Origin of the sequence: Actinomadura keratinilytica (assembly GCF_039539665.1) — a bacterium.
GTDB lineage: Bacteria > Actinomycetota > Actinomycetes > Streptosporangiales > Streptosporangiaceae > Spirillospora > Spirillospora keratinilytica.
In genome coordinates, this window is record NZ_BAABDO010000056.1 from 13209 (window position 1) to 33775 (window position 20567).

At 72.9% G+C, this 20567-nt stretch carries 23 protein-coding genes; 10 read left to right on the forward strand and 13 right to left on the reverse strand.

Translation table 11 applies throughout. The features are described from left to right. Nucleotides 1–66: 66 nt before the first annotated feature. Both ABD879_RS18370 and ABD879_RS18375 read left to right on the forward strand, forming a co-directional pair. Complete coding sequence (locus ABD879_RS18370) at nucleotides 67–813, forward strand: helix-turn-helix domain-containing protein (RefSeq protein ID WP_345022683.1); 747 nt, start codon at nucleotides 67–69, stop codon at nucleotides 811–813. A gap of 4 nt (nucleotides 814–817) precedes the next feature. Then, the gene (locus tag ABD879_RS18375) at nucleotides 818–1294 is read left to right on the forward strand and encodes an NUDIX domain-containing protein (RefSeq protein ID WP_345022684.1); all 477 of its coding nucleotides are present in this window, start codon (nucleotides 818–820) and stop codon (nucleotides 1292–1294) included. A 99-nt stretch (nucleotides 1295–1393) separates the two neighbouring features. Here ABD879_RS18375 and ABD879_RS18380 read toward each other — a convergent pair whose 3' ends face one another. The 4 genes from ABD879_RS18380 to ABD879_RS18395 all read right to left on the reverse strand — a co-directional run bounded on the left by ABD879_RS18380 (nucleotide 1394) and on the right by ABD879_RS18395 (nucleotide 4055). Next, the gene (locus tag ABD879_RS18380) at nucleotides 1394–2011 is read right to left on the reverse strand and encodes a DUF4145 domain-containing protein (protein WP_345022685.1); all 618 of its coding nucleotides are present in this window, start codon (nucleotides 2009–2011) and stop codon (nucleotides 1394–1396) included. Between the two features lie 308 nt (nucleotides 2012–2319). Beyond that, nucleotides 2320–2874, reverse strand: a complete 555-nt coding sequence (locus ABD879_RS18385; protein ID WP_345022686.1) for an HD domain-containing protein — start codon at nucleotides 2872–2874, stop codon at nucleotides 2320–2322. Between the two features lie 53 nt (nucleotides 2875–2927). Then, on the reverse strand, nucleotides 2928–3383 hold the full coding sequence (locus tag ABD879_RS18390; protein ID WP_345022687.1) for a GntR family transcriptional regulator: 456 nt from the start codon (nucleotides 3381–3383) through the stop codon (nucleotides 2928–2930). Nucleotides 3384–3701: 318 nt separating this feature from the next. Beyond that, complete coding sequence (locus tag ABD879_RS18395; protein WP_345022688.1) at nucleotides 3702–4055, reverse strand: hypothetical protein; 354 nt, start codon at nucleotides 4053–4055, stop codon at nucleotides 3702–3704. 172 nt (nucleotides 4056–4227) lie between these two features. Here ABD879_RS18395 and ABD879_RS18400 point away from each other — a divergent pair, with 172 nt between their 5' ends. Continuing rightward, nucleotides 4228–4959, forward strand: coding sequence for a helix-turn-helix domain-containing protein (locus tag ABD879_RS18400; RefSeq protein WP_345022689.1), 732 nt, complete (start codon nucleotides 4228–4230; stop codon nucleotides 4957–4959). 125 nt (nucleotides 4960–5084) lie between these two features. Here the strand turns inward: ABD879_RS18400 and ABD879_RS18405 are convergent, their stop codons facing one another. Both ABD879_RS18405 and ABD879_RS18410 read right to left on the reverse strand, forming a co-directional pair. Then, nucleotides 5085–5306 carry a hypothetical protein gene (locus tag ABD879_RS18405; protein ID WP_345022690.1) on the reverse strand — a complete coding sequence of 74 codons (222 nt, stop codon included), beginning with the start codon at nucleotides 5304–5306 and terminating at the stop codon, nucleotides 5085–5087. Nucleotides 5307–5727: 421 nt separating this feature from the next. Further along, nucleotides 5728–6288: a TetR/AcrR family transcriptional regulator gene (locus ABD879_RS18410; RefSeq protein WP_345022691.1), complete on the reverse strand. Its 561-nt coding sequence runs from the start codon at nucleotides 6286–6288 to the stop codon at nucleotides 5728–5730. 106 nt (nucleotides 6289–6394) lie between these two features. On the opposite strand from ABD879_RS18410, the gene ABD879_RS18415 reads away from it, so the two are divergent. Continuing rightward, nucleotides 6395–7792, forward strand: a complete 1398-nt coding sequence (locus tag ABD879_RS18415; protein ID WP_345022692.1) for an amidase — start codon at nucleotides 6395–6397, stop codon at nucleotides 7790–7792. Here the strand turns inward: ABD879_RS18415 and ABD879_RS18420 are convergent. The 6 genes from ABD879_RS18420 to nfi form a co-directional block, all read right to left on the reverse strand. Beyond that, nucleotides 7773–8534, reverse strand: a complete 762-nt coding sequence (locus ABD879_RS18420) for a glucose 1-dehydrogenase (RefSeq protein WP_345022693.1) — start codon at nucleotides 8532–8534, stop codon at nucleotides 7773–7775. The two genes, ABD879_RS18415 and ABD879_RS18420, sit on opposite strands and share 20 nt — an antisense overlap. Then, nucleotides 8521–10635, reverse strand: a complete 2115-nt coding sequence (locus tag ABD879_RS18425; RefSeq protein WP_345022694.1) for an acetate--CoA ligase family protein — start codon at nucleotides 10633–10635, stop codon at nucleotides 8521–8523. Before ABD879_RS18425 ends, ABD879_RS18420 begins: the two co-directional genes overlap by 14 nt. An 8-nt stretch (nucleotides 10636–10643) precedes the next feature. Continuing rightward, nucleotides 10644–12218 (reverse strand): class I adenylate-forming enzyme family protein, encoded by a 1575-nt coding sequence (locus ABD879_RS18430; protein ID WP_345022695.1) that lies wholly within the window; start codon nucleotides 12216–12218, stop codon nucleotides 10644–10646. An 88-nt stretch (nucleotides 12219–12306) separates the two neighbouring features. Then, a complete protein-coding gene (locus ABD879_RS18435; protein ID WP_345022696.1) occupies nucleotides 12307–12663 on the reverse strand; it encodes a VOC family protein in 357 nt (118 codons plus the stop codon). Beyond that, nucleotides 12660–13058 carry a Zn-ribbon domain-containing OB-fold protein gene (locus tag ABD879_RS18440; RefSeq protein WP_345022697.1) on the reverse strand — a complete coding sequence of 133 codons (399 nt, stop codon included), beginning with the start codon at nucleotides 13056–13058 and terminating at the stop codon, nucleotides 12660–12662. Before ABD879_RS18440 ends, ABD879_RS18435 begins: the two co-directional genes overlap by 4 nt. A gap of 135 nt (nucleotides 13059–13193) precedes the next feature. Continuing rightward, nucleotides 13194–13895: a deoxyribonuclease V gene (nfi, locus tag ABD879_RS18445; RefSeq protein ID WP_345022698.1), complete on the reverse strand. Its 702-nt coding sequence runs from the start codon at nucleotides 13893–13895 to the stop codon at nucleotides 13194–13196. A gap of 51 nt (nucleotides 13896–13946) precedes the next feature. Between nfi and ABD879_RS18450 the strand changes: the two genes are divergently transcribed. Beyond that, entirely contained in the window at nucleotides 13947–14573 is a 627-nt protein-coding gene (locus tag ABD879_RS18450; RefSeq protein WP_345022699.1) for an isochorismatase family protein, read from the forward strand. Further along, a complete protein-coding gene (locus tag ABD879_RS18455; protein WP_345022700.1) occupies nucleotides 14570–15304 on the forward strand; it encodes an SDR family NAD(P)-dependent oxidoreductase in 735 nt (244 codons plus the stop codon). Before ABD879_RS18450 ends, ABD879_RS18455 begins: the two co-directional genes overlap by 4 nt. Before the next feature lie 42 nt (nucleotides 15305–15346). Here ABD879_RS18455 and ABD879_RS18460 read toward each other — a convergent pair whose 3' ends face one another. Further along, a complete protein-coding gene (locus ABD879_RS18460; RefSeq protein ID WP_425549643.1) occupies nucleotides 15347–16567 on the reverse strand; it encodes a serine hydrolase domain-containing protein in 1221 nt (406 codons plus the stop codon). 33 nt (nucleotides 16568–16600) lie between these two features. Between ABD879_RS18460 and ABD879_RS18465 the strand changes: the two genes are divergently transcribed. The 4 genes from ABD879_RS18465 to ABD879_RS18480 all read left to right on the forward strand — a co-directional run bounded on the left by ABD879_RS18465 (nucleotide 16601) and on the right by ABD879_RS18480 (nucleotide 20559). Then, a complete protein-coding gene (locus ABD879_RS18465) occupies nucleotides 16601–17527 on the forward strand; it encodes a cyclase family protein (protein ID WP_345022710.1) in 927 nt (308 codons plus the stop codon). 334 nt (nucleotides 17528–17861) lie between these two features. After that, a complete protein-coding gene (locus ABD879_RS18470; RefSeq protein ID WP_345022702.1) occupies nucleotides 17862–18917 on the forward strand; it encodes an NrtA/SsuA/CpmA family ABC transporter substrate-binding protein in 1056 nt (351 codons plus the stop codon). Continuing rightward, entirely contained in the window at nucleotides 18914–19837 is a 924-nt protein-coding gene (locus ABD879_RS18475) for an ABC transporter permease (protein ID WP_345022703.1), read from the forward strand. Before ABD879_RS18470 ends, ABD879_RS18475 begins: the two co-directional genes overlap by 4 nt. Beyond that, nucleotides 19834–20559, forward strand: a complete 726-nt coding sequence (locus ABD879_RS18480) for an ABC transporter ATP-binding protein (RefSeq protein WP_345022704.1) — start codon at nucleotides 19834–19836, stop codon at nucleotides 20557–20559. The genes ABD879_RS18475 and ABD879_RS18480 overlap by 4 nt, the downstream gene beginning before the upstream one ends. Nucleotides 20560–20567 lie beyond the last annotated feature (8 nt).

Sequence of the window (20567 nt, forward strand, 5' to 3'; positions counted from 1 at the left end):
GACCTGTTCATGACGTCCTCATAGGGTTGACCGCGTCCTAGGACGTCCCGGGATCCGGACGGGTGCATGCCGAACGAACGCCTACGTGCCGCTCTGCTCCAACGAGGTCTCACCGTGGCCGCGCTCGCCGAACACATCGGCGTGGACCCCAAGACCGTTGAGCGGTGGATCACCAAGGACCGCGTCCCCTACCGGCGCCACCGCTACGCCGTGGCTTCGCTTCTCGGCGTGGACGAGACCTACCTGTGGCCGAACGCGCTGACCAAGGAGCAGGTCACCTCTGCGTCGGGCAGCGAGATCGTCACCATCTACCCGCACCGCTGGGCCGTCCCCCGGGACGCATGGGGACGGCTCTTCGCCGACGCCGCGTCCGAGATCGGCATCCTCGTCTACAGCGGCCTCTTTCTGGCCGAGGACACCGGCGCCCAACGCATCCTCGCCGACAAGGCACGCTCAGGCGTACGCGTCCGCATCCTCCTCGGCGACCCGGACTCGCCCCAGGTGGCCGAACGCGGCGCCGACGAGGGCATCGGCGAATCGATGGCGAGCAAGATCCGCAACGTCATCGTCCTCTACAAGCCGCTGCGCGGCCTCGACAACGTCGAGATCCGACTGCACAGCACGGTGCTCTACAACTCGATCTACTTCGCCGACGACCAGATACTCGTCAACACGCACGTCTACGGCGCGCCGGCGTCCAACGCGCCATGCTGGCACCTGCGCAAAATCCCCGGCGGCGAGATCGTCAACACCTACCTTGAAAGCTTCGAACGCGTCTGGGAAGGCGCCCGACCACTGCAACCGGGGGAGTGAACCGATGGGCCGCAGGATCGACTACTACGACGACCCCCAAGCCCCCAAGGCCAACAGCCTCGTCCCCTCCGTCAACGTCGTCGTCACCAACGACAACGGCGACATCCTCATGATCCGCCGCACCGACAACGACAACTGGGCCCTCCCCGGCGGCGCCATCGACCTCGGCGAATCCGTCGCCCAAGCCGCCGTCCGGGAGACCAAAGAGGAAACCGGCATCGACTGCGAGATCACCGGCCTCGTCGGCGTCTACTCAGACCCCAAGCACGTCATCCACTACACCAGCAACGACGAGGTCCGCCAAGAGTTCTCCATCGTCCTCACCGCCCGCCCCACCGGCGGCGAACCCCGCCCAAGCGACGAATCACGCGAAGTCCTCTGGATCCCCGCCCACCAAGCCACCGACCGCCAGATGGACCACTCCATGCGTCTCCGCATCACCCACTACCTAGAAAACCGCCAAGACCCCGTCATCACTTGACCGGCATTGATAGGCCAGCTTCACGAGGCTAGGGGCAAGAGCGCACTCCTTCCCAGGACAGCCAGGCAGCGACTTGCGCCTGCCCCGATCAACCATCGACTACAAGGAGTTTTTCCGGCGTTCTTTGAAATTGTTGAATTTTACTGCGAAAACGTAGATATACTCCAACATCGTTTCCGCCAAGTCCAACGCGTCTTCTGCGTCTTCGCGGCTAACTTGTCTGCCAGTGAAGTGGGCACCCTCATTGCCAATAACGCGTAGCTCATTTGCCCATTCCAGTAGGCGGTCGTCAATCTTGCCCATCTCATGCAATTCCTTGAGCCCTTGGGCCAAGATTTTCTTTTTCGCGCCGTTAAGTTGACACATGCCCTCAAGGGTGCGTCGCACCATAACAACCACAGCCGTGTGCGCCCGTGCCTCCAGGCAGGCAACGGCTTGCTGATGCTCTCTTCGAAGTTCTTCAGGGACAAGGTTGCTAAGTGCTTGTCGTCGCAATGGCCAGACGGGCGCCAAGAACGTAACGGCTTCACCTTCGTAACAATATTGGCTGAAAAGCGAGCCCTTGCCGCACTCACTGCATTCCAACAGGAACAGCTCGCGTGTCGCTACGGGTACGTCCTCATCTGGTTCCGAGAGTCGCCCCATTATTCGCGCGATCGCGATCTTTTCGCAGTAGGGGCAACGTGTTGCATGAACTTCAGAGGGCAGATCACTCATACTGGGCGATCTTAATCATGGCTAGTATTGTAGGTGTTCGACCGCGCCAGATTGGCCACCTTCAGCCACTTATGGGTATTTCCAAACTTGCATGGCATGGAACTTGCTACACTGGTATATTGACCAGCTCGCACCGCCTGTCCTGCACCGACTCTTCGTGACGTCACGCGCAGGGGACACGTGTAGGCAGGGAACCAGCTAGTGCAGGCAGCTGCAAGAACTAAGTCGATGGCGCGCCCCCTACTTTTGGTACCGCATTGAAGTAGCTTGCGCAGCCGCTACCTTATTTCTGTGATAGACCTCTATGGTCAGTCGCGGGCCATCAATGCTTCCTGCACGCGATGTACGGCTCCTATCAGGAGCGGCGATGAGGTGGTTATTGCTCGGGTGACCAGGTGCTCTTCGCCGTAGCGGGACAGGATTTCCGACAGGCGTTCTTCTACCGGTAGCTCCATGCCGTCGGGGCTGGTGGTCATGTCGCAGTAGATCAGGGCTTCCGTCAACTCGGGGGGCTCGCTGCCGAACTCGCTCACTAGGTCGTCGGCGAGTCCTCGTTCGCGTGCCTCAACCAGTGCACAGGAGTGGTGAGCCACCAGGCGGCACAGGTGGTCGTCAGCCTTGTGGACGTTGCGGAGGTAGCGGGCGCCGTCCAGCGGGTGGAAGCCCGTCACGGCCAGGTCGGGCGCGTAGCCGACGTCGTGTAGCCACGCGGCGGCCTCCAACAAGTCGGCACGGTCGCCGAGGATCGGGGCGAGACTGCGCGCCTGCCGCGCGACGCCTCGTGTGTGCGCCCACCGGCGCGGGAGCGTGCTCTCTAGGTGCTGACGTGCGACTTCTCGTGCCCACGTGGCCATGCTGCTCATGACTCCGACGCTACGCGCAAGATCGCGGACATCCACGGGCGCCTGTGGATCATCTAGGGACGTCTTGGCAGCACAACGCGTCCCCTGCCGCGCACACACCTCACCAGGCCCTCGGCTTCCAGCCGCCGCAGCGCCTGCTGTGCGGTGAACCGGGACACGCCGTACCGTGCGCAGATCTGTGCTTCGCTCGGCAGCACCGCACCCGGCGGGAGCGCGCCGCTCTCGATCTGTGCGCACAACTCGGCGGCGATACGGCCGTACTTCGGGTGTGTGTCTTCGACCGTCGCGCCCCGTACGAATCGGCCGATGCCAGTCACGGTTACCAGCAATCCCTCGTTCTCGAGGACGTTCAACGCGCGTCGCACCGTGTTTCGGGTGGCGCCCAACTCTCGGCTCAACGTGTGTTCTCCGGGCAAGCGTGTCCCTGCCGGGTACGTGCCGTCCTCCACGCGCCTCCGCAGCACATCCGCGATACCGCGGTAGGCACCCCATGCCGCCCGCTGCGTCATCGCATGCCCCGCCGCGCACGCGTAGGGCCCAAAGCAACAGCCCTGGGCCCTATGTCGTCGACTTTGCCGCCTGTCACCCGAAGTCCACGAACGCACCGAGGATGCGTCGCACGAGCGGCCGCCGGTGCTTGCCGCCCCGCCCGTGGACTGCGAACGGCTCGGTGGGGAAGGGGGTGCCGGGACGGCCGAGGTCGCCGTCGGGGGGAGAGGCGTAGTACCACCAGTCCGCCGTGCCGGTCTGTGTATTGCGGTGAGGGGCCGACGAGCGCGCGTGTGACCGTCGACGCACGCGCCGATGCCTGCCAGCCGGGCGGCCCATCAGTCCCGCACCTCCGCCGCGTCGCGCGGCGTGAGCCTGCCCTTGACCCACATGACCGCGTCCTCGATGCGGTCGGCTTCGGCGATCGGCTCGCGCGCCGAGTTGAAGAACCACAGCCGTCCGCCGTCCTCCGTACGCCGACGGCAGTTGATCACGTCGGACAGCACCGGGCTGTCGTCGCAGCACCCCGGCGCGTTGGGGTTGCGCACGCGCAACCCGTTGTTGGTCAGCTTGACGTCGAAGCCCTGCGCGTGAAGGTGGGTGGTCAAGGCGACCAATCGCGACTCGGACGCGCTCAGGCGGGACAGCGCGTCGGGGACGGCGTCGGACTCGCATGGCCGGTCGAAGGACATGACGCCTCCAATCAGGAACGGGGGACGTTGACGGGCCGGAACCGCTGTGCGCGGCACCTCGGCCGTGTCCAAGAGCCTCGTTCGACCTGGGGGACCTCTCCACCGGCACCTAGGGACGTCTAGGGACGTCTTCTGTTAGCGTCACTCCTACCTTGTGCATCCGGGAGGACGGATGAGCGACCTGTTGCGACGCGCGATCGAAGACGCCCAACTCACCGAAGACGACGTGGCCGCACGACTCGGCGTCGACCCCAAGACCGTCCGACGCTGGCTCGCCGGCCGTGTCCCCTACCCCCGCCACAGGGCGCGGCTGTGCAAGCTTCTCGGCCACGACGAGGAAGACCTCTGGCCCCACGTGCGCGCGCCCCGCCCACTTCCCCAACCGCCCGGCGCCCAGATCCTCGCCAGCTATCCGCACCGCTGGGCCGTCCCCCGCGCCGTCTGGCACCAGCACTTCGCCAGCGCCCGACGCGAGATCGGCATCCTCGCCTACGCGGGACTCTTCCTCGCCGAAGACCAGGGCATCATCCGCACCCTCACCGACAAGGCACGAAACGGCGTCGCCGTCCGTATCCTCCTCGGCAACCCGGGCGGCCCCCGCATCTCCCAACGCGGCGCCGACGAGGGCGTAGGCGACTCGCTCGCCGCCAAGATCCGCAACGCCCTCGTCCTCTACCAACCCCTACGCGAACTCGACAACGTCGAGATCCGCCTACACGACACCACCCTCTACAACTCGATCTACCGCGCCGACGACGACCTGCTGATCAACCCCCACGCCTACGGCATCCCCGCATCCCATGCTCCTGTCCTCCACGTCCGCCACGTCGATGACGGCGACATGGCGTCCACCTACCTTCGGAGCTTCGAACGCGTGTGGTCCGACGCGACACCAAGCCCGTAGAGGACACCTGACCATGCGGAGGCCCCCGCCGGTTCACTTGACCGGCGGGGGCCTCGTCGTCGCGTCGCGGCTCAGCCGTGTGTCACATGCTCACGGCGAGCACCGTTGTGATCCGGGTGAGACGGTCAGCCACCGGCCAACTCCTCTCGGAGCGACACCACGCACGGGTCAGCCTCGTCGGCCCCCGTCGCCACGAGTCTGGCGATCGTGAGGGCCGTGATCGCTTGGCTGCAGGTGAGCGGCGTCGGCCACCCGGTGGCGTGCCAGACACCGGCGGTGCGGGTGGCTTCGGCGATGACGCATCCGTTGATCTCGGCGGTCATGCGGGTCTCGGTGATCTTGATCATGGTGTGCCTCCCTCCTGCGGGAGGGGAGCCAGGGAGCCGATCCGGGGAGCCACCGCTCGTCGATCTCGGTCGACGCGGCTCGATTCACACGGACGGTCCGTCGCCGCTCCCTCCCGGGTTTGTGCAGGTGGACGGCTCCTGAGGCGACCCCACCGGACCCCGCCGGATGTAAGGATGAACCGCTTCGCAAGAGCCGCTTAAATGAGCCTTAAGAGGGGGCGCCGAGGGGGCCGGGCGGCTTAGCGTCGTGGGTGTCACAGCAAGACTTTCGGCGGAGGTGCAGAGGCTGGAGAGCAGAGCGAACGTCGGCTGAGGTTCCGACCCGAGGTTCCTGATTGAGACAGGCCGCTGGCCCGCACGACCCCGTAATCCGCTCTGGGGGTGTGCGGGCCAGCGCCGTTTCGCGCGGGGGTGCGGGGAGTCAGTCGCGGGGGAGGGCGCCGTGCAGGAGGAGGCGGAAGGCGTCGGCGGTGCCCGTGGCGGTGGTGTCGCCCGTGGACAGGCGGCGGACGGCCAGGCCGTAGAGCATGGCGACGACGGCGGGGGCGTGGCGTTCGGCGTCGGGGATGCCCAGGGCGGTCAGGACGGCGGTGGCGAGGCGGTCGTAGGCCTCGACGGAGCGGGTCGAGGTGGCGCGGACGGCGGGGTCGCGGGACGCGTGCAGGTGCAGTTCGAGGTTGGCGAGCTGCTCGGGGCCGTAGGAGAACTCGACGATGGCCTTCTCCACCTCGTCGGCGGCCTGGTCGGCGTCGATGCCCGCGGTGCGCAGGCGTTCCACCCGGGCGGTGATCCGGGCGATCTCCTCCTCGACGAAGGTGTGCAGGGCCTCCCGGAGCAGGTCGGACTGGTTCGGGAAGTGGTAGGTCAGCGAGCCGAGGGAGACGCCGGCCGCGCGGGCGACGGCGCGGTTGGTCACGGCGCCGACGCCCTGCTCGCCGATCAGGCGCAGGGCGGCGTGCAGGATGCGGTCACGGGCGTTCATCGGCACCAGTCTTCCGGATCGGGCGGTGTTCCCGTTATCGTTCGTTCGAACGAACGATACCCCGGGCGGGCGAGATGTCCGCCCCGGGCCGATCCGGAGGTGCGACGTGGAGGGGCTGGCCGAGCAGGCGCGGGCGCTCGCGGACGGTCAGGTGACGGCCAAGGAGCTGGTCGAGCGGTCGCTGGAGCGCATCGCGGAGCTGGACGGGCTCGGCGCCTTCCGGGTGGTGTGCGCCGAGGCGGCGCGGGAGGCGGCCGCCGAGGCCGACCGGCGGCTGGCCGACGGGGAGCGGCTGCCGCTGCTGGGCGTGCCGGTGGCCATCAAGGACGACACGGACCTGGCGGGGGAGACGACCCCGTTCGGGGTGCCGGGCGACCACCGGCCCAAGACGGCGGACGCCGAGGCGGTGCGGCGGCTGAAGGCGGCCGGGGCGGTCATCGTGGGCAAGACGACCACGTGCGAGCTGGGGCTGTGGCCGTTCAGCGAGTCGCCGGGGTTCGGCCGCGCCCGCAACCCGTGGAACCCCGAGCACACGCCGGGCGGGTCGTCGGGCGGTTCGGCGGCGGCCGTGGCGGCGGGCATGGTCGCGGCGGCGGTGGGGTCGGACGGCGCGGGGTCGATCCGCATCCCGGCGGCGTGGACGGGCCTGGTGGGCATCAAACCGCAGCGGGGCAGGGTGTCGGGCTTCCCGCACCGCGACCCCTTCAATGGGCTGACCGTCTGGGGCCCGCTGGCCAGGAGCGTCGAGGACGCCGCGCTGCTGCTGGACGTGCTGACCGGCAGCCACCCCGAGGACGCCTACCGGCTCGACCCGCCGGTGACGCCGTTCGCGGAGGCGGCCCGCACCCGGCCGCGCAGGCTGCGGATCGCGGTGTCGTTCAAGACGGCGTTCGGGGTGGGCGGCCGGCTCGATCCGCAGATCCGGGCGGCGGTGGAGCGGATGGCCCGCAGGCTCACCGACCTGGGGCACAAGGTGTTCCCGGCCGACCCCGACTACGGGCTGGTGGTGCTCGGGCTGGTGCCGCGCGGCACCGCCGGGGTGGCGGACTGGCTGGACTCCCTCCCGGGGGCGAGGCCGGAGCCGCGCACCGCCGCGGAGGCGCGGATCGGCAGGACGGTCGGCAGACGGCTGCTCCCGCTGGCCAGGCGCATGGACCCGGGGCTGCGCAGGAGGATCGGCAGGATCTTCCAGTACGCCGACGTCGTGCTCACCCCGACGACCGCGCAGCTCCCGCTCAAGGTGGGGGCCTTCGACGGCGTCCCCTACCGCAGGACCCAGTCGGGGGTGGCCGCCGCCTGCCCCTACTGCTGGCCGTGGAACGTGCTGGGGTGGCCCGCGGTGAACGTCCCCGCGGGGCTGAGCCGGGAGGGGCTGCCGATCGGGGCGCAGCTGCTCGGCCACGACTCGGACGAGGCGACGCTCATCTCGCTGGCCGCCGAGCTGGAGGCCGTCGAGGGCTGGACGCGGCGGCGCCCGGAGGCCCTCAGTAGCCCGCACCGGTGAGCATCCCGCCGTCCACCAGGATCTCGCTGCCGGTGCAGTAGCTCGACTCGTCCGAGGCCAGGTACACCAGCAGGCCCGTGACCTCTCTGGTGGAGCCGAGCCGGCCGAGCGGCAGCGCCTTCATGAACGCGTCGGCGCCGGCGGCGGTGGCGCTGACGACGTCGTCCTGCATCGACATCGGCGTGACGATGCCGCCGGGGTGGACGGAGTTGACGCGGATGCCGTCCGGGCCGAGCTCGCGGGCGGCGGCCTTGGTGAGGCCGCGCACGCCGAACTTGCTGGCCGAGTAGGCGGCGAGGCCGGCGGCGCCGATGAAGCCCTCGGTGGACGACACGTTGACGATGGAGCCGCCGCCCGCGGCGCGCATGGCCGGCGTCACCGACTTGATGCCGAGCCACTGGCCGACGAGGTTGACGTCGAGGATGCGGCGGCACTCCTCCAGCGACATCTCCTCGATGGTCTTGTGCCGCAGGATCCCGGCGTTGTTGACCAGCACGTCGAGCCGGCCGAAGGCGTCCACGGCGGTGCCGACGGCGGCCTGCCAGTCCTGCGGCGAGGTCACGTCCATGCGGACGAACCGGGCGGCGTCGCCGAGGTCGGCGGCGACCGCGGCGCCCTCCTCCGCCAGGACGTCGCCGAACACCACCCGGGCGCCCTCGGCGACGAAGCGCCGCACGTGCGCCTTGCCCATGCCGCGCGCGCCGCCGGTGATGAGCGCGACCTTGCCGTCAAGCCGTCCCATGCCTGCTCCTCGCCGAGAACGTCTTTCCCGCGGCCACCGCGGCGGCGGCGGCCTCCATGCCGCGGTACACCGGGATCCCGGCGCCGCGGGCGATGCGCCGGACGTCGTCCTCGACGCCGGGCGGCGCGCATTCGCTGTTGCGCAGCACCAGCGTGACGCGCGTGCCGGGCTGCTCCTCCTGGAGCGCGCCGAGCCTGCGCGCGTAGGCCAGCAGAGGGTCGGCGCCGGTGCCGAACGTGACGAAGCTCTGCACGTTGACGTGCGCGACGACGTCGGTGAACGGGCGGTCCGCCAGGATCGCGGTGACGGCGCCGCGCACCAGGTCCGGGTCGGCCTGCGGGCCCACGGGGAGCTCCAGCGGGTTGGCCAGGGAGCTGCCCGCGCCCAGGCCGAGGGCGCGCAGCGCGGCCTCGGCCTCGCCGGGGAGCGCGGCCAGGTCCAGCCCGGCGGCGTCGAACACGTCGGCGGCCAGGACGGCGGCGCCGCCGCTGGGGCCGACGACCAGCACGTCGCGGCCGGGCCCGACGTCGCGCGCCGCGTGCAGGTCGAGGAAGTCCAGGGCGCCGATGAGGTCGTCCTGGCCGGTGACGAGGGCGGTGCCGGTCTGGGCGGCCAGGGCCGACCAGACGCGGGCGTCGCCGATCATGCCGCCGGTGTGGGACGCGGCGGCCGTGCGGCCCTGGCGGCTGCGGCCCCCGACCAGCGCGACGACCGGCTTGCCGACCTCGCGCAGCGTCTCGAACAGGCCCCGGCCGTCGCGCGGGTCCTCCAGGTAGAGGCCGATGACGGCGGTATCGGCGTCGGCCGCCAGGTAGCGCAGCAGCTCGGCGGGCGTGACGTCGGCGCTGTTGCCGACCGTGGCGACCTTGGAGAACGCCAGCCCGCGCCGCTCGCCGACCCTGATCACCTCGCCCGCGAGCCCGCCGCTCTGCGAGACCAGCGCGATCCGCCCGGGGCGGCCCGGCTCGCCGCCGAGGAACGTCTGGCCGCCGGCCGGCGCGTACACGCCCATGCAGTTGGGGCCGAGCAGCCGCACGCCCGCCTCGCGCGCCGCCGCCAGCAGGTCGGCCTCCAGGCCGGCGGCGCCCGTCTCGCGGAACCCGCCGCTCATCACCTGCACGAACGGGATGCCGGCCGCCTGCCGCACCACGTCGGCGCAGCGCGGCGCGGGCACGGCCACCAGCGCGTAGTCGACGTCCGGGGCGGCGTCGGCCAGGGACGGGACGCACGGCACGCCGTCGATCTCGCCGGCCGCGGGGTGCACCGCGAGCAGCTTCCCCCGGTAGCCCGCCGCCTTGTAGAAGCCGAGGAACATGTTGCCGAACCCGGGCCTCTTGGTGGACGCGCCCACCACCGCGACGCCGCGCGGCGCGAACAGCCGGTCGAAGCCGGGCACGGTGCGCGGCCGCCGACGGTGCGCGGGGCGGCAGCCCGTGGGCAGCGTGTCGGTGCCCAGGAGGCGCGCGTCCACGGCGACCGCGCCGTGCCGGCTGCAGATCACCGGGTTCAGCTCGAAGTCGGTGAACCCGTCGCCGAGCCGGTCGACGATCCCGCCGGGGCTGCCGACGGCCAGCATCACCCGCACCAGCGCGTCCCGGTCGACGCCCGGCCGGCCGCGCGAGCCGCGCAGCAGGGCGGCGCCGCGCAGCTCGTCCAGCATGGCGCGCGCGTCGGCCTCGGTCACCGGGCACAGCCGCAGCGCCGTGTCCCCCAGCACCTCCGTCCACACGCCGCCCAGCCCGACCAGCAGCACCGGTCCGAACGCGGGGTCGCGGACGGCGCCGACGATCACCTCCACGCCCGGCGCGGCCTGCTCCTCCACCAGGAAGCCGTCCGGGGGCACGCCCCGGGCCGCCAGGGCGGCCCGCATCTCGGCGGCGGCGTCGCGGGCGGCCTGCGGCGACCCGAGCCCCAGGCGGACGGCGCCGGCGTCGCTCTTGTGCACCAGGCCGGGCCCGTACGCCTTCACCACCAGCGGGCCGGTCAGGTCGTGCGCGGCCGCCGCCACGCCGTCGGGGGACGGGGCGGTCGCGCCGCGCGGCACGGCCACCCCGAACCCCCGGATCCACGCCTTGACGGCGTGCTCGGGAACCGACGTCATCGGGCCGTTCACCGGACGCGGTCGGCGTACCGGTCGCGGATGCCGCGCCGCAGCAGCTTGCCCGGCCCGCCCGACGCATCCTGGGTGTGCGGCAGCTCGTCGGCGACCACGACGGTGTCGGGGGCCTGATGGGCGGGCAGCCGTTCGGCGAGCGCGGCGCGCACCGCGTCGGCGTCCAGCTCCGCCCCCGCCCGCGGCACGACGGCCAGCAGGATCTTCTGCTCGACCGCGTCGCCGCCCTCCGGATGCGCGGGCACCCCGACCGCGCCGGCCTCGGCCACGCCGGCCAGCCCGATCGCGGCCTCCTCGACCTGCGCGGGCTGGGTCCACCGGCCGCCCTTGAGGATGGAGTCCTCCCGGCGGCCCAGCACGTACAGGAACCCGTCGGCGTCCATGCGGCCCAGGTCGCCGCCCACGTACCAGCCGTCGCGCAGCACCTCGGCGGTCTTGTCGGGCTGCCCGTCGTACCCGGCCATCAGGTTGGGCCCGGACAGGTTGATCTCGCCGACCTCGCCGACGACCCGCCGCCCGGACGGGTCGGTGACGCGCACCGCGCAGGACATGCGGGCCCGGCCCACCGAGGAGATGTCCTGGCTGCCGTCGTCCTGGCGGCCGATGCAGGTGTAGGGCGCCTCGGTCTGCCCGTAGTAGCTGTAGATCGCCGCGTCCGGCAGCCGCCGCATGATGCGTTCGCGCAGGCCCGGCAGCAGCGGCTCGCCGCCCAGCACGATCGCCCGCAGCGACGACAGGTCGGCGCCGCGGTGCTCGTCGGAGCCGAGCAGCGCCGAGAAGAAGCTGGGGATCAGGCTGACGTGGGTGACCTTCTCGCGCGGCACCACCTTGAGGAAGTTGGCCGGGCCCCAGTCCTGCTCCAGCACCAGCTTCATGCCCGCGTAGAACGCCGGGCCGACCAGCGCGGGGAAGCCGATGCCCCAGATGATCGCGCCGGTGCCCAGCACCGAGTCCCGGTCGTGGCCGACGTCCAGCCAGATCTGCGCGGACGCCAGCGAGCTGAAGTGGGTGTGCATGACGGCCTTGGGCAGGCCGGTCGTGCCGGAGGTGTAGAACAGCGCGAGCAGGTCGTCGCCGAACCCGCCGAGCGGCGGCTCGGCCTCGCTCGCCCCGGCGGCCAGCGCGTCCAGGTCGACGGCCTCGGCGCCCGGCCCGCCGACGCGCAGCCACAGTTTCACGCCCGGCAGCTCGGGCCGGATGGCGGCCACGGTGTCCTCCACCGTGGCGTCGTACACGAACGCGGTGCACTCGGAGCGCTCCACCACCTGCCGCAGGGTGTCGGCGGGCCAGTACGGGTTGAGCGCGGCGACGATGGACCCGATCTTCATCTGCGCCAGGTAGACCTCGGCGACGTGCAGGGTCTCGTTCAGCAGCGACGCCACCCGCATGCCGGGCGCCACCCCGGCCGCCAGCAGCGCGTGCGCCACCCGGTTGACCCTGCGGTTGAGCTGGTCGTAGGTGAAGCTCTGCTCGCCGCAGTACGTCAGCGCCACCTTGTCGGGGGTGCGCCGGGCGTTCGCGGTGAGGATGGCGTAGGCGTAGTTGCTGAAGGGGGAGTTCTCTCGCGCCACGGCTCGGCTCCTTCGGCTCCGGCTCTGGGGGTGGGGTCGCGGACGGTGGCGGGGGACGTGCCTTCGAGAACGGGGACCTGCCGGCGGATCAGGGGCGGGGCGCGTACAGGACGAACGCGTTGCCTGCCGGGTCGCGCAGCACGGCGCGGGTCTCGTGCGGCCCCTCCTCCGGGCCGCGCACCTGCCGCGCCCCGGCCGCGGTGAGCCGCTCCACCGCCGCCGCCACGTCGTCGACCTTGAACGACACCGCGGGCACGCCGCCGGTCACGTCCTCCTCCGGCCCGGCGACCGCGAAGGTGGTGCCGCCGCCGTCGAAGGCGGCGAACCGGTCGCCGTCGGTGAACTTCACGGCCAGGCCCAGGGCGTCGCGGTAGAAGCGGACCGCCTCGTCCACGTCCTCCGCGACGTACAGGACGTTCCCTATGCGCGTGCCTGTGCGCGTCATGCCGCCGGCCTCCAGTGGGGGATCGGGCCGAAGCCGTCGAGGTCGTCGAAGGTCACCTGGACCGGCATCCCGATCCGCACGTCCTCGGGCGGGCAGCCGGTGACGTCCCCGAACACCCGGGCGCCCTCCGGCAGGTCGATCCACGCGACGACGTACGGCGGGTCGAACCCGGGCAGGAAGGCGCGGTGCACGACGCTGAACGTGTGGACGTGTCCGCGTCCGGACACCGCCTCGTACGCCAGTTCGGCGGCACCGCAGAAGGGGCAGGACGGTTCGGGGAAGTGGACGAACCGCGCGCAGCCCCGGCAGCGCTGGAGCACCAGCTCGCCGCGCCGGCAGGCCGCCCAGTAGGGCTCGGTCAGCGGCGTCGGCACGGGGGAGGGGCGACGGTCCATCGCCAACCAACCTAGCGCACGCTTGGTTGGCGAACAAGAGCGCCGAACCGCGTTCGCCCGGGGGCGGGGCCCCGCGGGAGAAGGCCGCGCGGCTCAGGAGGACAAGGGCGGGGCGGCGAGGTCAGGGCGGCGGGGTCAGGGCGGCGGGGTCAGGGCGGCCAGGGCGTCGCGGGACAGCCGGTCGGCCCGGCGGGTGGTCTCCGGCAGGCGGTAGCGCGGGGTCAGCGCGAGGGCGTGGCGGCACGCGGTGTCCAGGTCGATGCGGTGCCCGACCGACACGAACACCGGCTTGACGCCGTCGCGGGTGCGCAGCACGCGCCCGACGATCTCGCCGTCGTGCCGCACCGGGCTCGCGTCGCCGCGCCGCCCGCCCGGCGGGTCGTAGGCGCCGACGAACGGGGTCTTGGCGACGCCCATCGTCGGCAGCCCCGTCAGCACGCCCACATGGCAGGCCAGGCCGAACCGGCGCGGGTGGGCCAGCCCGTAGCCGTCGCACACCAGCAGGTCGGGCGTCACCGTCAGCCGCCGCAGCGCCTCCACCAGCGCGGGAATCTCGCGGAACGCCAGCAGGCCCGGCACGTACGGGAACGCGGCCGTGCCGGTGGCCACCGCCTCCTCCACCACCTCCAGCGTCGCGGCGTCCAGCACGACCGCGGCGGCGGCGAGGCGGCCGCCCCGCCCGCCGCCGTCGCCCTCGTACGACACGTCCAGCCCGGCGACCAGGCGGGGCGCCTGCGGCCCCGGGCCGTCCAGGTCGAGCAGGGGGCGCAGCCGGTTCTGGATCTCCTCGGCCTCCTCGGCGGTGGCGGGCCGGCCGTGCAGGTCGCGTACCTCCATGCACGGGACGTTACCGCCCCCGTCTACCAAGCAAATGCTAGATTGATTCACGTGCCGATCGATCTCGCCGCACTGGCCGCCCCCGCCGACACCGCCGTGCTGGTCATGGAGATGCAGCGCGGCGTCGTGGGGGACCTGGCCCGCTTCCCCGACCTGGTCGAGGTGTGCGCCGAACGCGGGGTGACCGCGGCCGCCGCCCGCACCCTCGCCGCCGCCCGCGCCGCCGGGATCCGCGTCGTGCACTGCACCGCCGCGTTCCGCGCCGACCGCGCCGGCAGCCACACCGGCAACAGCCCGTTCATCCGCAACCTGCTGCGCGACCCCGCGCACATGCTGGAGGGCACGGGCGCGGTCGAGGTGCTGCCGGAGCTGTACGACCCGGCCGACCTGGAGTCGCGCCGCTATCACGGGTTCGCCCCGTTCACCGGCACGTCCCTGGACCAGACGCTGCGCGCCCTCGGCGTGCGCACGGTCGTCGCCCTCGGCGTGTCGCTCAACCTCGGCGTCCCCGGCCTGTGCCTGGAGGCGGTCGCCCTCGGCTACCGGGTGGTCGTCGTCACCGACGCGGTCGCCGGGACGCCCGCCGAGTACGGCGATGCCGTCATGGCCAACACCGTCGCCCTGCTGGCCGCCCGCGCCGCCAGCGCCGACCTCGCCGCCGCCTGGAGGGCCGCGTGAACGGGCTGACCCTGGACGGGCGCGTCGCGGTCGTCACCGGCGGCGCCGGGGGCATCGGCCGGGCCGTCTGCGCCGACCTGGCGTCCCTGGGCGCCCACGTCGTCGTCGCCGACCTCGACGGCGCCGCCGCCGAGCGGACCGCCGAGGCCGTCGGCGGCACCGCCCGCCGCGTCGACCTCGCCGACCCCGGCGACATCGACCGCTTCACCGCCGCGGTGGGCCGCGTCGACGTGCTCGTGCACAACGCGGGCGTCAGCATCGTCGAGCCGTTCACCGACAGCGACCCCGCCCACTGGGACCTGATGTGGAAGGTGAACCTGCGCGCCCCCATGCAGCTCACCAAGGCCCTCCTGCCGGGCATGACCGAACGCGGCTGGGGGCGCCTGGTGTTCGTCTCCTCCGACGGGGCGCGCGCCGGCTCCGGCGGCGAGGGCGCCTACGCGGCCACCAAGGCGGGGCTGTTCGGCCTGGCCAAGACCCTCGCCAGGGAGGCCGCGCGCGGCGGCGTCACCAGCAACGTCGTCTGCCCCGGCCCGACCGACACCCCGATGGTGCGGGCGGTGTCCGACCGGCATCCCGGCCTGCTGGACAAGCTCGCCCGGCAGATCCCGCTGCGCCGCATCGGCCGCCCGGACGACGTCGCCGGGCTCGTCGCGTTCCTGTGCACCGACCGCGCCGCCTACATCACCGGCCAGACGGTGTCGGTCAGCGGCGGCATCACCATGCACTGAAGGGCGCCGGCTGCGATGGGCGCGGACTCGACCGGGACGGGATCAGCCGAGGCAGCGGTAGGCGGCCTCGACCAGGCGGGCGGCGCGCAGGTCGCCGACCAGGCCGTCGCCCATCAGGTTGGGCAGGTACGCCAGCGCCAGCCCGGCCTCGGCGTCGCCCAGCCCGATCGACCCGCCCGCGCCGCCGTGCCCGAACGCCGACGCGCGGGCGGCCGCCGGGACGCGGAACGAGGAGGCCGGACGCATGAAGCCGAGCCCGAACGCGGTCTCCTGCAGCATCGTCAGGTCGGGCCCCTGCACGCGCGTCCTGACGGCCTCGCGCAGCGTGTCGGGCCGCAGGATCCGCCCGGCCGCCAGGTCGCGGTAGAAGGCCGCCATGCCCGCCGCCGTCGTCATCATCCCCGCGCCCGGCCAGCCCGCCCGCAGCACCACCGGGTTGTTGAAGCCGCCCTTGCCGGGGTGCGGGTTGCCCACCGCCCGGTTGAGCCGGCTCGCGGGGTCGGCGGCCGCCTTCGGCAGCCGCTCCAGCAGCAGCGCGTCCCCGGCCGGGCCCGGCGCCGCACGCCGGCCGCCGTCCGGGGCCGGCCCGCGCCGCCGGGCGGTCATCCTGGCGCCGCGCTCGATGACGTCGTCGGGGGCGCCGATCCACAGGTCCAGGCCCCCGGCGAACTCCTCCTTCACGAACGCGCCGACCGTCCGCCCCGACAGCCGCCGGACGATCTCGCCGGCGAGCCACCCGTACGTCAGCGCGTGGTAGCCGTGGCCCTCGCCGGGCGTCCACTCGGGCTCCTGCGCCGCCAGCTCGGCCGCCATCGCGGCCGGGTCCGCGGCCTCCTCGGCGGTGACCGGGCGTGCGAACGCCGGCAGGCCCGCCTGGTGGGACAGCAGGTGCGCCGCCGTCGTGCGCTCCTTGCCGTGCGCGCCGAACTCCGGCCACCACGCCGTCACCGGGCCGTCGACGTCGTAGGCGCCGCGCTCGGCCAGCAACAGCGCCGCCGTGGCGGTCAGCGCCTTGGTGCAGGAGAACGCGAAGCACGGGGTGTCGGCCCGCCACGCGCGCCCGGTGCGCCGGTCGGCCACGCCGCCCCACAGGTCCACCACCTTGCGGTCGCCCGCGTACACCGCGACGGCGGCGCCCAGCTCCAGCCCGTCGGCGAAGTGCTGCTCGAAGACGTCCCGTACCGCCGCGAAGGCCGGATCGCACTGCCCCTGTACCGCCGTCTGCGCCACGTGCCCGCTCCCGCTCGTCGAGAAAGGTCCCATCGGATGACCGACCGGTCAAGCTCATCCCGAATGATGTTCGAACAGTATGGCAACTGGGGGCGCTGGGGAGCCGGCGACGAGCGCGGCACCCTCAACCTGCTGACCCCCGAGGCGGTCGTCGCGGCGGCCGGGTGCGTGCGCGAGGGGCGCGTGGTGAGCCTGGCGATGCCGATCCGCGGCGCCACCTCCTCGCCCGCGCCCACGACCGTCCCGCATCTGCGGGGCAGGCCGCTGCCGCAGCACTTCATGTCCGTCGACGGCGGCGACTACGCCGCGGGCGCGCGGGCGATCGGCGCCGGGCTGCGCATGGCCGACGACGCGCTGGTCGTCACGCCGCACGGCACCACCACGCACATGGACGCGCTGTGCCACATGTGGGCGGGCGACGAGCTGTACAACGGCCACCCGGCCGGGCGGGTGCGCTCCTACGGGGCGCAGCGGTGCGGCATCGACAAGGCCGGGCCGGTGGTGGCGCGGGGCGTGCTGTTCGACGTGGCGGGGCTGCGCGGCGTCCCGCACCTGGCGGCGGCCGACCGGATCGGCCCGGACGACCTGCAGGCGTGCCTGGCCGCGTCCGGCGCCGAACTGCGCCCCGGGGACGTCGCCGTCATCCGCACCGGCTGGCCGCTGACCTGGCAGGAGGAGGGGCCGGACGGCTACTGGGCCGGGCAGCCGGGCCTGAGCGCCGACGGCGGCCGCTGGCTGGCCGGACGCGACGTCGCCATGGTCGCCGCCGACAACGCCGCGATCGGCGGGCTCAACGGGCGCCAGCTCGCCGACGAGGACCTCGCCGACGACCTGCACATGATCCTGCTGTGGCGGCACGGCGTGCACCTGGCCGAGATGCTGTGGCTGGAGGAGCTGGCCGGAGCCGGCCGCGCCGAGTTCCTGTTCGTGGCGGCTCCGCTGCGCATCGAGGGCGGCACCGCCAGCCCGATCAACCCGGTCGCCGTGCTGTGAGCCGGGCCCGGCCGCCGAGCCCCCGCCGTCCGGTCGTACCGGCCGACCGGACGGCGGGACGCGCAGGTCGGCGGGGTTTCCGGGGTTGACAATCCCATATCCCTACCGGAATTATCTGAAATATGGCGCACGCACTGACCGTCCGGCGCGTGGTCGATCTGATGCGGCTGGACAGCACGCTCTGTAGCTGATCCCGCCCCGGCTTCCCTCCGTCTCCACCTCCTCCTCCCCGTCGTCTCCCTCTGCGAGCCCCTGCGGCCGCATGCGCCCCGGCGTGTCCGCCGACGGCGCCCCGTCGGCCTGCTCGCACGACCCGTGAAGGGCCACGTCAGCCATGTCGAAATCCGTCCTGTCCGCGTTCCCCGGAGAAAGCCCCCGCCACCGCCTCAGACCGTTCGCCCGCACCGCCCTCGCCGCGCTGCTGAGCCTGTCGCTGGGCCTGGCCGCCGCGTGCGGCGGGTCGGCCAACGCCGGGGGAGGCGGCTCCGGCACGGTGATCAAACTCAAGGATCCCGGCAACGCGGGCGTGCTCGCCTACGCCAAGCGCGAGAAGATCCTGGAGGAACGGCTGAAGGCCGTGGGCGCGCGGGTGGAGTGGGGCGGCTCCTACGCCTCGTTCACCGCGACCATCGACGCGGTGCGGTCCGGCTCGGTGAACGTGCTGGAAGGCGCGATCTCCCCGGCGGTCGGCTATCTGGCCAACGGCCGCGACCTGCGCGTCTTCGCCGTCACCGACCGCGTCACCGACAAGGCCGCACCCCACGAGGACGGCCTGGTCGTCAAGCCGGACAGCCCCATCAGGTCGGTGCGCGACCTGGTCGGCAGGCGCGTCGCGGTCAACAAGGCCGGACGCGGCGAATACCTGCTGCTGCTCGCGCTGAAGGAGGCGGGCATCCCGGCCTCGCAGGTGCAGCGCGTCTACCTCGACCCGGTGCAGGGCGCGTCGGCGTTCTCCACCGGCAAGGTGGACGCCTGGTGGGCGATCGTCGACGCCTACCCCGAGGCGGTCGCCAAGGGCGCCCGCGTCCTGGTGCACGGCCGCGACCTGCCCGACCAGGACCTCACCATCTGGGCCGCCCGCACCGAACTGCTCCAGGCCGACCCGAAGGCCGTGCAGACCTTCCTGGACGTGCTGCGCGAGCTGACCGAGCAGGAGAAGCGCACCCCGGAGAAGTTCCAGAACGTCTTCCTCGACAAGGGCCCGGCCGCGGTGTCCGGGGCGCGGCTGAACGACGCGCTCGCCTCCGCCCGCCACCAGAACGTGCCGCGCCCGGTCACCGACGCCGACGGCGAGCACGTCGCGGCGGTCGCCGGCCTGTTCCGCGAGCAGGGCGTGCTGCCGGGCGAGATCCGCCCCGAGGACGTCCTGTTCAAGCTGGGGGCGCAATGACCGTCGAGACCATCCCCGAAGAGCCGGGGGGCGTGCGCGACCGGCGCCCGGCCGGCGGCGAGGCGGCGGTGTCACCGGACACCGCGGCACCGGACACCGCGGCACCGGACACCGGTCAGCTGCGCGCACCCGCCTGGCTGGGCAGGCGGCGACGCCACCCGGCGGTGTCACTGGCCGTCCGGCTGTCGGTCCCGCTGGCGCTGCTGGCCGCCTGGTGGTGGGGCTCGGGCACCGGACGCATCCCCCCGGACGTGCTGACCGGCCCCGGCGCGGTGCTGTCGGCCCTCAAGGAGCTGGTCTCCACCGGGCAGCTCGCCGACTACGTGCTGGCCTCGGCGCGCCGCGCGGGCCTCGGCGTGCTGCTCGGCTGCGGCGCCGGACTGCTGCTCGGCGCGGCCGCCGGCCTGTCGGCCCTCGGCGAGGAGCTGATCGACCCGACCCTGCAGATGAAGCGGGCGGTGCCGTTCCTGGCCCTGGTGCCGCTGTTCATCTCCTGGTTCGGCGTCGGCGAGACGTTCAAGGTCGTGCTGATCGCGGTCGCCGCGTCCGCGCCCATGTACGCCTACACCTACCTCGGCGTGCGCGGCGTCGACCGCAAGGTGGTGGAGGCCGCCCGCGGCTTCGGGCTGCGCGGCCCGCGCCTGGCCGCGTCGGTCGTCATCCCCTCCGCGCTGCCGAGCGTGCTGATGGCGCTGCGGATCAGCCTGTCGGTGTCGCTCACCGGCCTGATCGCCGCCGAGCAGCTCGGCGCCACCGAGGGCATCGGCTACCTGGTGACGCTCGCCCAGCAGTACTACCGCAACGACTACATGGTGCTGTGCATCCTGATCTACGCGCTGCTCGGGCTGCTCATCGACCTGGCGATCCGCGGCGCCGAACGGCTCGCCGCGCCCTGGCGGGGGCAGGTGGCGGTGCGATGAGCGGTCCCGGCGAGGTGGCCGTGCGGGTGCGCGGCCTGACCAAGCGGTTCGGCGCCGCGGCCGTCCTGGACGGCATCGACCTGGACGTGCGGCGCGGCGAGTTCGTCGCGCTGCTCGGCCCGAGCGGCACCGGCAAGACCACGCTGCTGCGCCTGCTGGCCGGGCTGGAGCGGCCCGACGCGGGCACCGTGCTGACCGCGCCGCGCGTCACCACCGTCTACCAGGAGCCCCGGCTGGTGGTGGCCAAGCGCGTACTGGCCAACGTCACGCTCGGGCTGCCGCGCTCGGCGCGCGAGCGGGGCCGCCGCGCCCTCGCCGAGGTCGGCCTGGCCGGGCGCGAACGCGACTGGCCCGCCACCCTGTCCGGCGGCGAGGCGCAGCGGGTGGCGCTGGCCCGCGCGCTCGTGCGCGACCCGGACGTGCTGCTGCTGGACGAGCCGTTCGCCGCCCTCGACGCCCTGACCCGACTGCAGGCCCAGGACCTGGTGGCCGAGCTGTGCGCCCGGCACCGTCCGGCGGTCGTGCTGGTCACCCACGACGTGGACGAGGCGGTGCGGCTCGCCGACCGCGTCGCCGTGCTGCGCGACGGCGCGTTCGCCGTGGACCGTGCCATCGACCTGCCCCGTCCCCGCGGCGCCCTGTCCGGCGCGGCCGACCCGGCGGTGCGAGAGCACCGCCGCGAGCTGCTGACCCACCTGGGCGTCGCCCCGTCATCCCCGTGAGGAGCCGC

What these genes read in the sequence shown, in the direction of transcription:
- ABD879_RS18370 (WP_345022683.1), top strand. Translation starts at nt 67, where the DNA reads ATGCCGAACGAACGCCTACGTGCCGCTCTGCTCCAACGAGGTCTCACC.
- ABD879_RS18375 (WP_345022684.1), top strand. Translation starts at nt 818, where the DNA reads ATGGGCCGCAGGATCGACTACTACGACGACCCCCAAGCCCCCAAGGCC.
- ABD879_RS18380 (WP_345022685.1), bottom strand. Translation starts at nt 2,011, where the DNA reads ATGAGTGATCTGCCCTCTGAAGTTCATGCAACACGTTGCCCCTACTGC.
- ABD879_RS18385 (WP_345022686.1), bottom strand. Translation starts at nt 2,874, where the DNA reads ATGAGCAGCATGGCCACGTGGGCACGAGAAGTCGCACGTCAGCACCTA.
- ABD879_RS18390 (WP_345022687.1), bottom strand. Translation starts at nt 3,383, where the DNA reads ATGACGCAGCGGGCGGCATGGGGTGCCTACCGCGGTATCGCGGATGTG.
- ABD879_RS18395 (WP_345022688.1), bottom strand. Translation starts at nt 4,055, where the DNA reads ATGTCCTTCGACCGGCCATGCGAGTCCGACGCCGTCCCCGACGCGCTG.
- ABD879_RS18400 (WP_345022689.1), top strand. Translation starts at nt 4,228, where the DNA reads ATGAGCGACCTGTTGCGACGCGCGATCGAAGACGCCCAACTCACCGAA.
- ABD879_RS18405 (WP_345022690.1), bottom strand. Translation starts at nt 5,306, where the DNA reads ATGATCAAGATCACCGAGACCCGCATGACCGCCGAGATCAACGGATGC.
- ABD879_RS18410 (WP_345022691.1), bottom strand. Translation starts at nt 6,288, where the DNA reads ATGAACGCCCGTGACCGCATCCTGCACGCCGCCCTGCGCCTGATCGGC.
- ABD879_RS18420 (WP_345022693.1), bottom strand. Translation starts at nt 8,534, where the DNA reads ATGGGACGGCTTGACGGCAAGGTCGCGCTCATCACCGGCGGCGCGCGC.
- ABD879_RS18425 (WP_345022694.1), bottom strand. Translation starts at nt 10,635, where the DNA reads ATGACGTCGGTTCCCGAGCACGCCGTCAAGGCGTGGATCCGGGGGTTC.
- ABD879_RS18435 (WP_345022696.1), bottom strand. Translation starts at nt 12,663, where the DNA reads ATGACGCGCACAGGCACGCGCATAGGGAACGTCCTGTACGTCGCGGAG.
- ABD879_RS18440 (WP_345022697.1), bottom strand. Translation starts at nt 13,058, where the DNA reads ATGGACCGTCGCCCCTCCCCCGTGCCGACGCCGCTGACCGAGCCCTAC.
- nfi (WP_345022698.1), bottom strand. Translation starts at nt 13,895, where the DNA reads ATGGAGGTACGCGACCTGCACGGCCGGCCCGCCACCGCCGAGGAGGCC.
- ABD879_RS18460 (WP_425549643.1), bottom strand. Translation starts at nt 16,567, where the DNA reads ATGGGACCTTTCTCGACGAGCGGGAGCGGGCACGTGGCGCAGACGGCG.
- ABD879_RS18465 (WP_345022710.1), top strand. Translation starts at nt 16,601, where the DNA reads ATGTTCGAACAGTATGGCAACTGGGGGCGCTGGGGAGCCGGCGACGAG.
- ABD879_RS18470 (WP_345022702.1), top strand. Translation starts at nt 17,862, where the DNA reads ATGTCGAAATCCGTCCTGTCCGCGTTCCCCGGAGAAAGCCCCCGCCAC.
- ABD879_RS18475 (WP_345022703.1), top strand. Translation starts at nt 18,914, where the DNA reads ATGACCGTCGAGACCATCCCCGAAGAGCCGGGGGGCGTGCGCGACCGG.
- ABD879_RS18480 (WP_345022704.1), top strand. Translation starts at nt 19,834, where the DNA reads ATGAGCGGTCCCGGCGAGGTGGCCGTGCGGGTGCGCGGCCTGACCAAG.